At 55.8% G+C, this 13,316-nt stretch carries 11 protein-coding genes; 6 read left to right on the plus strand and 5 right to left on the minus strand.

Annotated elements, in window-relative coordinates:
* Window positions 1-292: 292 nt before the first annotated feature.
* Both ACUHMQ_RS14115 and ACUHMQ_RS14120 read left to right on the plus strand, forming a co-directional pair.
* On the plus strand, window positions 293-1,180 hold the full coding sequence (locus ACUHMQ_RS14115; RefSeq protein WP_445296102.1) for a DMT family transporter: 888 nt from the start codon (window positions 293-295) through the stop codon (window positions 1,178-1,180).
* A 31-nt stretch (window positions 1,181-1,211) separates the two neighbouring features.
* Window positions 1,212-1,922 carry a SapC family protein gene (locus tag ACUHMQ_RS14120; protein ID WP_445296103.1) on the plus strand — a complete coding sequence of 237 codons (711 nt, stop codon included), beginning with the start codon at window positions 1,212-1,214 and terminating at the stop codon, window positions 1,920-1,922.
* Between the two features lie 120 nt (window positions 1,923-2,042).
* Here ACUHMQ_RS14120 and ACUHMQ_RS14125 read toward each other — a convergent pair whose 3' ends face one another.
* The gene (locus ACUHMQ_RS14125) at window positions 2,043-2,477 is read right to left on the minus strand and encodes an acyl-CoA thioesterase (protein WP_445296104.1); all 435 of its coding nucleotides are present in this window, start codon (window positions 2,475-2,477) and stop codon (window positions 2,043-2,045) included.
* A 164-nt stretch (window positions 2,478-2,641) separates the two neighbouring features.
* Here ACUHMQ_RS14125 and ACUHMQ_RS14130 point away from each other — a divergent pair, with 164 nt between their 5' ends.
* The 3 genes from ACUHMQ_RS14130 to hutC all read left to right on the plus strand — a co-directional run bounded on the left by ACUHMQ_RS14130 (window position 2,642) and on the right by hutC (window position 7,231).
* Window positions 2,642-4,795, plus strand: coding sequence for an AsmA family protein (locus ACUHMQ_RS14130; RefSeq protein ID WP_445296105.1), 2,154 nt, complete (start codon window positions 2,642-2,644; stop codon window positions 4,793-4,795).
* Window positions 4,796-5,009: 214 nt separating this feature from the next.
* The gene (gene hutH, locus ACUHMQ_RS14135) at window positions 5,010-6,539 is read left to right on the plus strand and encodes a histidine ammonia-lyase (RefSeq protein ID WP_445296106.1); all 1,530 of its coding nucleotides are present in this window, start codon (window positions 5,010-5,012) and stop codon (window positions 6,537-6,539) included.
* Window positions 6,536-7,231: a histidine utilization transcriptional repressor HutC gene (gene hutC / locus ACUHMQ_RS14140; protein ID WP_445296107.1), complete on the plus strand. Its 696-nt coding sequence runs from the start codon at window positions 6,536-6,538 to the stop codon at window positions 7,229-7,231. The genes hutH and hutC overlap by 4 nt, the downstream gene beginning before the upstream one ends.
* A 204-nt stretch (window positions 7,232-7,435) precedes the next feature.
* Here the strand turns inward: hutC and ACUHMQ_RS14145 are convergent, their stop codons facing one another.
* A complete protein-coding gene (locus ACUHMQ_RS14145; protein WP_445296108.1) occupies window positions 7,436-7,984 on the minus strand; it encodes a Crp/Fnr family transcriptional regulator in 549 nt (182 codons plus the stop codon).
* A 152-nt stretch (window positions 7,985-8,136) separates the two neighbouring features.
* A complete protein-coding gene (gene mpl / locus ACUHMQ_RS14150; RefSeq protein WP_445296109.1) occupies window positions 8,137-9,528 on the minus strand; it encodes a UDP-N-acetylmuramate:L-alanyl-gamma-D-glutamyl-meso-diaminopimelate ligase in 1,392 nt (463 codons plus the stop codon).
* 94 nt (window positions 9,529-9,622) lie between these two features.
* Between mpl and ACUHMQ_RS14155 the strand changes: the two genes are divergently transcribed.
* Entirely contained in the window at window positions 9,623-10,564 is a 942-nt protein-coding gene (locus ACUHMQ_RS14155) for a GGDEF domain-containing protein (RefSeq protein WP_445296110.1), read from the plus strand.
* 10 nt (window positions 10,565-10,574) lie between these two features.
* Here the strand turns inward: ACUHMQ_RS14155 and ACUHMQ_RS14160 are convergent, their stop codons facing one another.
* Together ACUHMQ_RS14160 and ACUHMQ_RS14165 are read right to left on the minus strand one after the other, a co-directional pair.
* Window positions 10,575-12,701: a putative bifunctional diguanylate cyclase/phosphodiesterase gene (locus ACUHMQ_RS14160; protein ID WP_445296111.1), complete on the minus strand. Its 2,127-nt coding sequence runs from the start codon at window positions 12,699-12,701 to the stop codon at window positions 10,575-10,577.
* A 147-nt stretch (window positions 12,702-12,848) separates the two neighbouring features.
* A complete protein-coding gene (locus ACUHMQ_RS14165) occupies window positions 12,849-13,283 on the minus strand; it encodes a response regulator (RefSeq protein WP_445296112.1) in 435 nt (144 codons plus the stop codon).
* Window positions 13,284-13,316 lie beyond the last annotated feature (33 nt).

A 13,316-nucleotide genomic window follows, 5' to 3' on the forward strand; every position in this document is an offset into this window, starting at 1 on the left:
AAAGCTCGTCACTGAGCATCAATCGGGGCATAGCAAACCCGCAGGGTGATTGGTATAGGAACCGTAATTCTGCGGGTTTGCTGCGCTTCTTCAATATACCGAAGTCAAAACGTCAACAGACCCTAAGTACATTCCGGTTTCTGCGCTGCACCCTGCTGACAGCTACTCGCGATAAATCTTGAACAGGTTCTTGGAACCAGATCACGGTTGTGCAGTAAGATCGGTTCAAGCTGATTAATTCGCTCTCGTCGCCCCGGCTACTGTCGGGGCGTTTTTATTGGAGTGCCTGTTGATGGATGCGTTGGGCCGTCGCCGCATTTCCGGCGCACTATTAATTCTGCTTTCCTCCGCCTGTTTTGGCGTCATGCCCTTGTTTGCACGCCTGGCTTACGATTCTGGCGCAGATACACAGGCAGTCTTATTGTCGCGATTCTTGATTGCGTCGGTTTGCCTCGTCGGCATCATGCTGGTTCGGCGGGAGCCCTGGCCTCGTGGTTGGCTGGTGCTGGGGCTGCTCAGCATGGGGGCGGTAGGTTATGCAGGGCAGGCATATAGCTACTTCACTGCTTTGAAGTACGCCAGCGCTTCATTGACGGCGCTGCTGCTTTATACCTACCCCATCATCGTCACTCTGATTGCGGCTGTCTGGTTGAAGGAAGTGTTGACGCGCTGCAAGCTTGTCGCGCTGATTCTTGCCTGCGCCGGTTTGGTGCTGACGGTGGGTGATGCGCTATCGGGTTCGCCCATAGGCATTGCGTTCGGCGTGAGTGCGGCACTGATCTATTCGATTTACATCGTGGTGGGTACAAAGCTGACACCACAGGCAGGTACTTTGGCCAGTACAACCTTGGTGATGTTGGGCGGTCTGCTTACATTTGGCATGGTGGCGGCAATTCAACCCCCCACCATGCCCCAAACCGGCTTGGGTTGGTGGGCATTATTGGCGCTGGGATTGTTGTGTAGCGTTCTAGCCGCACTGACCTTTTTTGCTGGGCTGGCTCGGTTGGGGGCTTCGGAAGCTGCCATGTTGTCTACATTCGAACCTGTTGTAACGGTATTGCTGGCAGCATGGTTTTTGGGTGAGCGTCTTTCCTTCTCGCAGTGGTTTGGCGGTACGGTTATTATCTTTGCCGTTCTGATGCTGGCAAAGTCGCCGGCGCCCGGTACACCACCGGAATAAAGCAAGGCGTCTGCGCCTGAGAGGGAAAACCATGTTCTACAAAGATGTCGTCGCGGTCGATGCAAAGAAGCATGCCGACCTGAAATTGAGTCTGGCTGAAAACTTCGCCTTTGCCGCCAAGGTGCATGCTGTGCCCCTGGTTGGTGGTGAGTTCGCCAATGCCATGCGCGAGTACCCGATTGTGTTCGCACAAACCGGCGAGAATGAATACGCCGCTACCGCCATGCTGGGTTTGAAGACCGAGCAGAATCTGTTTGTCGATGCTGCTGGGGTGTGGCCCGCTCAGTACATTCCGTTCTTTGTACGTCGTTTCCCTTTTGTGACTGTTGAAGTGGAAAACAATGACGCGGTGCTGTGCGTGGAAGAAAGCGCACTTGCAGGCGTGCGTCGCGATGCTGATGCCAACGCATTCGAGAACGGCGAGGCTACCGAACCAATGAAACAGTTCGCCCAGCTGATGTTCCAGTCGCGTGACGATGCCAAACGCACTACCGAGTTTATCAACGAGCTTTCCAAGCTGGGCCTGCTGCATCAGGTATCTGCTTCCACCGAGCTACCCAATGGCGAGAAGGTCAGCATGGATGGCATGTGGGTGGTCGATGAGGAAAAGCTGCGGGCACTGCCTGCGGATACCGTCGCCACCTGGGTGAAGGATGGTCGTATGGCACTGGTGTATGCGCATCTGTTCTCGTTGGTGAATTTGCAGAGTTTGGTTGAGAAGTTGTTGAAGACTGTTCAATAAGACAGCGATCGGTTGCGGCGGCGGTAGATGGAAAAAGGCGTGCAAGCATTGCACGCCTTTTTCTTTACGGCCATGGCAGCTATGAATGGATAAGTGGCTTTGGTTAACTATTGAACAAGTTCAAACTTTTGCAGGCCAAGCCGGCAGCGCCTCAAACATCGCGCGCACTTCGTTTTCCATGGCGACGGCACCGCCAGCTTTTTGGCTGAAGACGACAAAAGTGACATCGGCTTCAGCCACGATCGTGTCGGTGCCTTTGAGCTTGACCTCCTGGTGAATGACAGCAGAGCGGCTGCCAATCTTTTGCATGGCGGTTTCGATGACCAACTGTTCGCCCATCAAGGCGGCGCGGCGGTAGTTGATATTGATGTTGACGATAACGAACGCGAGGCCTGCCTCGGTAAATGCTTCCAATGAGCCATAGGTTTCAGTAAAGCCCCAGCGCGCTTCTTCAAGGAATTCGAGATAACGCGCGTTGTTCACGTGACCATATAGATCGAGATGGTAGCCGCGTACCTTGATTTCGCTCAGGTGAGGCTGAAAAGGCTGGCTCATGTTGTCGCTCCTTGTTGCAGAGCGGGCATGGTAGCAGCAGGGTTGGCCTAATAGTTAAACAGGTTCGGGGATTAGCCAGCCTATGTATTGGTTAGGGATTACCTTATCCAGCTTGGTAATGAGAGCAATTCCCCAATCCGGCGCTTGAGAGGGATAATCCCCCTATGCCTTTGCACCAACTTCCACGCGGTCTACGCCGCCTTTTCTACACTGTCGTTGCAATACTGGCCCTGGTTGCAGCGATTCCGCTGGTCGACTTGACTACGCTGCGTCAGCATCTTGCAGCTGAAGCAAGTGAGTCGCTCGGTCGCCATGTCCAAATCGGCGCGTTGCGCCTTTCCTTGTTACCTAGTCCGAATGTGACTTTGGAAGGCGTGGCGATGAGCGAACAGGATGGACGTTCATTATTCGCCCAATTTTCCAGCGCGCGCTTTTCACTGGGGTGGAACAGCCTGCTGCAAGGCCGGGCAGAAGTGGTGGATGCCCGGGTGGAGGGGTTGCGCCTTGCGGTTTTTCCGCTGGCAGATGGTCGGCTCAATTGTGACGATCTTCTGGCCGAACGGCCCAAGAAGAGCCGGATCGACTGGCACCCGACCCGCATTGATCTCGTTGGAGCCGCCCTGGATTGGCGGGATAATGACCGTATAACGCGCTTTACCAAGCTGGACCTGCATGCTTTGGACCCCGAAGGAGAAACTGGTGCGGTGACGGTCTTGGGCAATGTGGCTGCCCCGGAATGGGGAGGCGGTTTACGTATCGATAGTGGTCTTCGCCTTGATCGCAACAAGCTGACGGCGCGTTTGAAGGGTTTCAAACTGGGCATCAATGTCGAGACCCAGGAGTGGCATGACGGCCGGTTTGCGTTGAATGGCGACTTGAATCTTGCCGGCTTGCCATGGCGCAGCGTGCTGGCCAATGCAACAGCTCAGGCCAGCATGCAGCATGGTGACCAGCGTTGGCAGGCAGGTTTCAAAACACCGGAATTAAGACTAGGCGAGGCGGGAATGTCGACCGGCCAGCTCGAAGCTGAGTTCGGCATCAAGAGTAGCAGTCGGGAATTGGCCGGCCAGTTGAAGGTGGAAAAGTTGGCCGCGGAAACCAGGGGAACCCTGCTTGCCGATGCGGCACGTGTACGCCTGCAGCTGCTGGATGACCATCAAAATGCCCAATTGGATTTCGAAAGCCCGTTGCGTATCGAGGGTTGGAGCAAGCTGGTGCTGCAAGGGTTTGAGTTGACCGGTGCTTACCGCAACAAGGCGTTGCCACGTGGTGCCATCAAACTGGAGCTGGGAGGGCGCGCCGCGCTAGACCTGGAGCGCGAACGTTTCGATTGGGAGAGCCGTGGTCAGCTCGACGATGCACCGGTGACTGCCCAGTTCTCGCTGGAGGATTTCGTCAGCCCGAAATATGCGTTTGGTTTTGATCTGGCCAGGTTGGATCTGACGCCCTACTTACCTGTGGCCGATAGCGAACCCTTGCTGGACCCAGCCCAGCAACTCGACTGGCGCTGGTTGGAGAGACTGAATGCCCGCGGCGATATCCGCCTGGGTGAGTTGGATATAGGTCGATATCGCGTATTCAACCTGCAGGCCCATCTCGAAGCTGCAAAAAAGAAGCTGGTGCTCGAACCCCTGGCGGCGGATATCTATGGCGGCCAGCTTAAGGGCAAGTTGCTGCTGGATGTGAGTAAAACCCCCCATTTGCAGCTTACTCAGACGTTGGCCGGGATGGAAATCGCCGCTCTGCTGTCGGATGCGGTTGGTCTGGAACGGCTTTCTGGGCATGGCAACTTGAATGTGGACGTCAATACGTCGGCGCAAAGCCTTAATGACATGCGGCAAGGTCTGTCAGGTCGTGTGGACCTGACTTTGACCCGCGGTACCGTCAGCGGCCTGGATCTGGGCGATATGCTCCGTGACCTGCGCAGCAATCTGGCCAAGTTGACAGGCGATATCCTGCCTGCCGATACAACACGACGGACACGCTTTTCCGATTTGTCTGCGCGCTTTGTACTCAAGGACGGTATAGCGGAGAGCCGCGACCTTCAGGTACGTGCACCGTACTTCAAGCTCAGTGGCACAGGGCACGTCGACTTGGGGCGGGGTGAAGTTGACTACCAGATGAATGCCGTGGTGGCCGGCGGAACTGGTGTGCCAGAGCTTGATGCTCTACGCGGAGTTAACATTCCTATCCAGTTGACAGGGCCTTTGGCATCACCGACTTATCGTATCGATACCAGTGCTTTGCGAGATAAATTGGTGAGTCCGCCAAATGCACCTGCGACAGGGACGAAAGCCACTTCCACCAAACCGCGTTAGAACCTTTCGAAGTCTGCTGTGCAATCGTGATCACGGCTTATGTGCTGCTCGAAATCCTCATGTACCCAAGTACATTCCGGTTTCTGCGCTGCTCTGCACCCTGCTGACGGTTGCTTGTCACAGATCATAAACAGGTACTTAGGCAGTTTGCTTGTCTATACAAATTTGTCGGTGTAGTCTGCGTGTCATCCCACAATCGATGATGGAATGGCCAATGCAAAAAATTACACTGACTCCTGGCAAACTCACCTTGGCTCAGCTGCGCCAGATCATGGCTGGTGGGGTGCAGATCACATTGGATCCTGCGGCTATTCCAGGTATTGAGGCAGGCAGTCGGACTGTATCAGCCATCGTGGCTAAAGGTGCCCCTGCTTATGGCATCAATACTGGCTTCGGCCGGCTTGCCTCAACGCATATTCCCGCAGATCAACTTGAACTTTTGCAAAAGAACCTGGTTTTGTCGCATGCCGTGGGTGTTGGCGAGCCTCTGGCGGCACCAATAGTACGCCTGCTGCTGACATTGAAAATCTCCAGCATGGGCCGCGGTTTTTCAGGCATCCGGCTGGAAGTGATCGAATCACTGCTCAAGCTGCTCAATGCAGATATCCTGCCGTGTATTCCTGCGAAGGGTTCGGTTGGGGCATCCGGCGACCTTGCGCCATTGGCGCATATGGCAGCGGTGCTGCTGGGTGCAGGGGAGGTGCTTTGCGATGGCCGAACCCTGCCGGCGACGGAAGGGCTGGCCCGGTTGGGTATGAGCCCCATGACGTTGGCAGCGAAGGAAGGCTTGGCCTTGCTTAACGGCACCCAGGCCTCGACGGCCATCGCATTGGTGAACCTGTTCGCGATTGAAGATTTGTATCAGACCGCTTTGGTTGCTGGTGCACTCAGTGTCGATGCTGCTGCTGGGTCTGTTGCGCCGTTTGACGACCGCATTCACCAGCTGCGCGGCCACCCAGGGCAGATTGCAGCAGCGTTGGCCTATCGTGAGCTTCTGGCGGGTTCCGGTATCAATCATAGCCATCAGAATTGTGGCAAGGTACAAGACCCATACAGCCTACGTTGCCAGCCGCAGGTCATGGGTGCGGTGCTTGATCAGATTCATCACGCAGCGGTGGTGCTGTTGCGCGAGGCGGATGCCGTGTCGGACAACCCATTGGTATTCCCGGATACAGGCGAGGTGATTTCGGGTGGTAACTTCCATGCTGAGCCTGTGGCGTTCGCCGCGGACAATCTCGCAATCGCATTGGCAGAGATTGGCGCATTGGCCGAGCGCCGGATTGCGTTGCTGGTTGATGCATCGCTATCGGGTCTGCCGCCGTTTCTGGTGCGTGACGGTGGGGTGAACTCCGGCTTTATGATTGCCCATGTGACGGCTGCTGCGTTGGCGAGTGAAAACAAGACCCTATCTCACCCAGCTTCGGTGGACAGCCTGCCGACGTCGGCGAATCAGGAGGACCACGTTTCGATGGCTACCTTTGCGGCGCGTAAGCTTGGCGAGATTGTTGACAACGTTGCCAACATTCTCGGTATTGAATTGTTGGCGGCTGCGCAGGGGGTGGATTTGCGTGCGCCGCACCAGACATCTTCACGCCTGACACCAGCAATGCGGCTGATCCGGGAGCATGTAAAACATTATGATGCCGACCGTTATTTCGCCCCCGACATTGCTGTGGTGACCGGGCTGGTAAAACGGGGCTTATTCGCTACCATGTCACCATTACGATTTGACTCACAGGTATGACGACACCTGCTTATCAGCAGATAAAAAACTATGTGCTTGCTGCCATTCAAGCAGGTGAGTGGCGCGAGGGAGACTTGGTGCCATCTGAAAATGAGTTGGTGAAGCGTTTTCAGGTGGCGCGCATGACCGTGAATCGTGCGATTCGCGAGCTGGCGGCAGAAGGTGTGCTGACCCGCAGCCAGGGTGCGGGCACGTTTGTGGCGGCGACCAAGTACCAGAGCACGCTCATCGAGATCAAAAGCATTGCCGATGAAATCCGCGCGCGCGGACATGCCCACAGCGCCGAGGTGCTCAGGCTGCAAGCGGTGAAGGCCGATGCTGCGCTGGCGGCGGAAATGGGCGTGGGGCCTGGTGCGCGGCTATTTCACTCCCTGATTCTGCACCATGAGGATGGGGTGCCCATTCAGCTGGAAGATCGTTGGGTGAACCCCGTTTTGGCGCCTGATTATCTTGGCCAGGACTACACGGTAAGTACGCCGAATGAGTATCTGATGCGGGTGGCGCCGCTTTCCCGCGTTGAATATCGTATTGAAGCGAGCCGGCCCGATCGCACGGCTCGCGCCAAACTGGCAATGGACCGTGACGAACCCTGTCTGGTACTGCATCGGCGTACTTTCTCTGCAAGCCAGGTCGCCAGCATGGCTAAGCTCTATCATCCGGCGGGGCGTTACCAGTTCAGTGGCTATTTCTGAGAACCTATTCAAAGTCTACTGCGCGTCAGCAATACGGTGTTGAAAACAGCCTCGGAATGCTCATTTACCACTTGTAAACTCCGCTTCCTCGGCTGTTTTCGCCTTGTCTTGCTTTAGCTCGCGAGACTTTGAACAGGTTCTGAAAGCTTGTCGCTATCTTACTGTGTAGCTGTGATCTGGGCTTATGCGCTAGCTGGAGGGCATTCAAGCAGACTTGGGCTGTTTGCCTGAAATCTTTGAGCTGCTGGATTCCTGGGCTTTGTTATTCGCCATCTGGGCGGGCACTGCTTGGTAATGGGCTTGTTTTTCTTCGGTCAGCTCTGCCAATCTATCATCTGCAGCACGCAGCCTGCCTGCCAGCATCAGCGCCAGGTTTCTATATAGCTTGGCAGCCTCCGCGGCAGTCCATAGTGCGCGTTCCCGTTCGTAGACAAGCACGCGTACAGGCTCCAAGGTTTCGACACTGGCGGATCGTGCACGGTGGTCCAGAAGCGCCAGCTCACCAAAGGTTTCGCCTTGCCCGAGCCTTGCTAATTCATGTTCCCCTGTGCTCGAACGACGCTTGACCACCACTTTGCCCGACATCAGCACATATAAGGCATAACCGGGGTCACCTTCCTGGATCAGGCGCGTACCGGATGGATGGCTTTCCATACGGCAATGGCGGAGGAAGTCACGCGCTTCTTCTGCGGTAAACGCCTTGAAGAGATTCACCGTAGTGATCAACTTTTTGACTAAGGCCTCGTTATGCATGCTGGTTACCGGGTTGGTAAGGCGTGTGGAGAAGACGCGTTCTAGAACCTGCTCAACCTTACTATTCAGCCGTGATCAGGCTTCTAGAATCCTATGTGTTTTAGATGTTTTTTCCTGTTTAAGCTTGCCAACCACCTGTAGTACAAAAAACCTCAGGCATTCAAGGCGTCGAGCAGACGTTGGTGGATGCCGCCAAAGCCACCGTTGCTCATGACCAGTATCTGGTCGCCTGAGCGTGCCTCTGCCACGATGGTGGCGACCAATTGGTCCATATCCATCATCGTTTGTGCCCGCTCGCCCAGCGGAGTTAATGCTTCTGCCGGGTCCCACCCCAATTGGGCGGCATAGCAGAACACCTTGTCCGCATCACGTAGACTATCGGCCAGCAAGGCTTTCATCGTCCCGAGTTTCATGGTGTTGGACCGCGGTTCCAGCACCGCCAAAATACGGCCGGTACTCAACTTACTGCGCAGGCCCGCAACCGTTGTTGCAATCGCAGTGGGATGGTGGGCAAAGTCATCGTAGACAGTCACGCCCCGTACGACGCCCCGTACTTCCATACGCCGTTTTACGTTCTTGAATTCTCCAAGGGCGGCGATTCCAACTTCGGTGCTGACGCCCACATGGCGGGCTGCAGCCAATGCGGCCAGTGCGTTGTACTGGTTATGCTCGCCAAATAAGGCCCACTGCAACCTGCCTTGAGTCTGCCCATCAAGCCGTACTTCGAAGCCATCATCATATTGGCTGCCTACCTGCCAGCCGCTGTCCGGGTCTGTTGCGCCAAAGTGTTCGACCTCTGACCAGCATCCTCGCGCCAGTACTCTTTGCATGCTGGCCTCATGGCCATTGACGATCAATCGGCCTTGACCGGGTACGGAGCGCACCAAATGGTGGAACTGCGTTTCAATAGCGGGTAGGTCCGGGAAAATGTCGGCGTGGTCGAATTCCAGATTGTTCAGGATTGCTGTGCGGGGACGGTAGTGGACGAATTTCGAGCGTTTGTCGAAGAACGCGGTGTCGTATTCGTCCGCTTCGATCACGAAGAAAGGCGAGCGGCCGCCTTTTTCCTGGCGTGGCTCTCCCGGCGCTCGGGCTGAAACGCCAAAGTTCTCCGGCACTCCACCGACCAGGAAGCCGGGTGCCAGGCCGGCGTATTCCAGAATCCAGGCCAGCATCGAGGTGGTAGTGGTCTTGCCATGGGTGCCGGCAACCGCTAATACCCATTTGGGAAAGGATGGGTCACGCAGGACATGTTCAGCCAGCCATTGCGGACCGGAGACGTATGGTAGGCCCCCGTTCAGAATGGCTTCCATCAACGGATTGCCACGAGACACCACATTGCCGATGACGTAAATATCGGCATGGAGATTGATCTGATCGGGCGAGTAGCCTTCAATGAGATGTATACCGGCAGCTTCCAGCTGCGTGCTCATGGGGGGGTAGACGTTGGCATCGCAGCCGGTCACCTTATGGCCTGCAGTACGGGCCAGTTGGGCGATACCGCCCATGAAAGTGCCGCAAATACCGAGAATATGGATATGCATTGGAGGAGGAATTCCGGTTACGCCTGCCGTATGGCAGGCGCTGGGTAATAGGCTCTGACCTGAAACTTGGGTTGATGATAATGAACGAGGCCCTATGACAGCTCCTTCCTCGCCCACACTTACACCAGCCGATATTGCGCGCATCGCTTTAAGGCGGCTCGCTGAATTGGGCTTGGCGCCAACACCAGAAAATTACACCAAATTCTACAATGCCATCGCGGCAATCAAGTCGCCCATGGATAAGAGCGAAGAAGAGCTGAAGAGCGCGTATCAGGTGTTGTTCAGGGTATCGGATGTGCTTGATGGCATGACCGAGACATCCGGCGCTTTGCTGGAAGATCTGGTCCGCGGCGGTGAAGTCATGAATCAGTCTCTTGATGGACTCAAGACGAAACTCAGCCAGGAAGCGTTTGAGAAAGCATTGAATAATCTGATCGAATCCACTGATTCGGTCTGTCATAACATCAGTGCTTCGCATCGGGACTTACAGGATTTGAAGACGGCGGTAGTCAAGATTCAGTCCGAACTCGCTATCAATCGCAAGACCATGGAACAGGACCCGCTGACAGGTGCATTGAACCGGCAGGGTTTGGAACATTTGCTGGCTGCCGAAGTAAAGCGGACCCGGCGTGCGCGGTTGCCTATGTCAGCGGCAATGATCGACCTGGATGAGTTCAGGCAGGTCAACGACAGGTTCGGGCATCTGGTGGGTGACAAGGTACTGGTTCACTTTACGAGCATCATCAGAGCCGTGCTGCGTGAAAGCGACATCCTGATCCGTTACGGCGGAGAGGAGTTTCTGCTGTTACTACCTGAAACCGATATCAATGGCGCGCAGTTTCTCGTTAACCGCCTGCGCGACGTGAATGCCAAGACCTTGTTTACTCAAGGGGGAAGGAATGTCGATATCCGTTTCTCCACCGGGGTGGCCCAGCTTAAGGATGAAGAAAACGGCCATGCCATGCTGCTTCGGGCTGACGAGGCAATGTACGGCGCCAAACGGCTTGGTCGGGACCAGATAATGTTGGCAGGTTGAGAAGTAGAGCTTACCAAACCTTGCGTTCTGCCAGCAGTGCTGTAGCGGCAGCGGAGGGTAGGGGTTTGGCGAAGTAGTAGCCCTGTGCGAAGTCGCAGGCCATGTCGCGCAGTGCGGCGAGTTGTTCAGCGGTTTCCACGCCCTCTGCAATTACGCTGATGCCGAGATTGCGTGCCAGTAGAACGATCGCCCGGACGATCTCTCGGCTGAAATGGTCTTCGGTGATCTGCCGCACAAATGAGCCATCCACTTTCAGTACGTTGGACGGGAAGCGATGCAGATACGATAGCGACGAGTAACCGGTACCAAAGTCGTCCATCAATATCTGGATCCCCCGGCTGCGGATTGCTTCCAGCATGGCGATGATGGCATCGGTGTTGTCCATCAGGATGCTTTCGGTGATCTCCAGTTCAAGGCGGTCCGGGACGATGTTGGCATCGGCGATCGCCTGGTCGATCTGCTCGATGAGGTCGGGTTGATCGAACTGTTTGCCCGATAAGTTGACGCTGACCCTCAACAGCATGTCGGGGAATTGCAGTTGCCAGGCGGCGATCTGCAAGGCGGCGCTTTCCAGCATTTGCCGGCCTATCATGTTGATCAGGCCGATTTCCTCGGCAAGTGGAATGAACTCCGCAGGGTTGACCAGTTTGCCATCGGGTTGCTGCCAGCGGGCGAGCGCTTCGAAGGCGGCGATCTGGCCCGACTGTAAGTCAACGATGGGTTGGAAGAACGGCAGGAATTCGTGTTCCGCCAAGGCGCGGCGCATTTCCTGTTCCATCTTCAGAGCGCGCAGCATCGTGCCTTGCATGGCCCGGTCGAATACCTCGAATTTGCCGCGCCCATGCTGTTTGGCCCGGTGCATGGCGGTGTCGGCGTCGCGGATCATTTCTTCGGGGTGGGAATAGCCACCTGTGGAAAGCGCGATACCCACGCGGGCGCCGGGGTATACCTCGTTGCCTTCGATATCGACGGGCTTGGCCAGCTCATCCAGCATCTGTTCGGTAAATCGGATCGCATCATTCGGGTCGTCTATCGCGTCGAGCAGGATGGCGAACTCATCGCCACCAAAGCGCGCTACGACGTCGCCCGGACGTTGGACTTGGCTGAGCCGTTCTGCTGTGATGCGCAGGATGCGGTCACCGCTGGTATGGCCAAAGCTGTCGTTGATATAACGGAAACGCTCCAGATTCAGACAAAGTACGGCACACAGGTAATCGCTCGAACGGCCTGCATGGCCAAGTGCAAAGCCGAGGAAGTCGGTGAACATGGCCCGATTGGCCAGCCCAGTCAGATTGTCGTGTAATGCGTCGTACAGCATCTGCTCTTCGGCGCGCTTACGTTCGGTGATATCGGTAAGCGAACCGGCCATACGATGTGCCGTGCCGGTAGTGGGGTCGATTAGCGCCATGCCGCGGGTAAGCATCCAGCGCCATGATCCATCGCGGTGGCGCAGCCGTTGCTCTGCTTCGAAGTGAGGGGTTTCTCCCTTGAGGTGGCGTATCAACTGGCTGCGTATGCTCTCTACTTCATCCGGATGCATCAGCGCACGCCAAGTGGACGGCAGCGGGGCGAATTCATCGTCCTCGGTATAGCCGAGCAGTACCTTCCAGCGTGGGGAGACGTACAGCGTTTCTTCCCGGATATGCCAATCCCAAAGCCCATCGTTTGCGCCACGGATGGCGAGCTCGTAACGTTCCTGGCTTTCACGCAGCGCAACTTCGGCATCGTACTTGGCGCGCCGGTTGCCGGTTTCGCGCAGCTCCCGTTCTACGACACTGGCAAGTCGCTTCAGATGTGTCTTCAGGATGAAGTCGTTGACGCCCGCCTTCATCATGGCGACGGCGGATTCTTCACCGATTGTGCCGGTTACCACGATAAAGGGGATGAGCAGGGTACGTTCGCGGAATACGGCAAGGGCTTGCTGGGCTGAGAAATGTGGCATGGAGTAGTCGGACAGGACAAGATCCCAGGTCTCCTTCTCCAGCGCTTCCCGCATGGTTTCTTCTGCTTCGACCCGACGATAGTTCACCTCGAAACCCTGGCGGCGCAGGGCGAGGACATTCAAGAGCGCGTCATCTTCCGAGTCGTCGACGACGAGCACCTTGAGCGATTTGACGAGAGGCGACGTATCGACCATATGTCAGCCGTATCAGTCGTCTGGGAACCTGTTCACTGTATTACTCCACGTCCCTTATCGGGCTTGCTGTATTGCCTGAATGCCTCCTATACCTGCGTACATTTCAATTTCTAGTGCTGCTTTACGTTGTTAGCCGATGGATCAGCCTTAAGGCTTGACGGGCTCGTTCAACATCAGCCAATAAATGCCGACCTGCTTGACCACTTCCATGAATTGCATGAAATCAACGGGCTTACGAATATAGCTATTGGCACCGAGGCTATAGCTTCTGACTAAGTCGTCTTCTTCTTTGGAAGTAGTCAGCACCACGACCGGGATCAGCTTGGTGGCCTCATTGGCGCGTATCTGGCGTAGGACTTCAATACCGTTGAGCTTGGGCAGCTTGATGTCGAGCAATATCAATACGGGAAGTTCTTCCGCGTTGCGATTCGAGTGGCTGCCTCGTGCGAACAGATAGTCCACGGCTTCCTGGCCATCACGGGTTACGACGATCGGGTTCTGGATACCATTTTTACCGAAGGCCCGCAGGGTCAGTGCTTCGTCATCCGGATTATCTTCCACCAGCAAAATTGGGGCCTGCATTTTGCACCATCCTTTGATTCGAATCTCCCAAAC

The sequence above is a fragment of the Chitinimonas violaceus genome, from assembly GCF_052601015.1.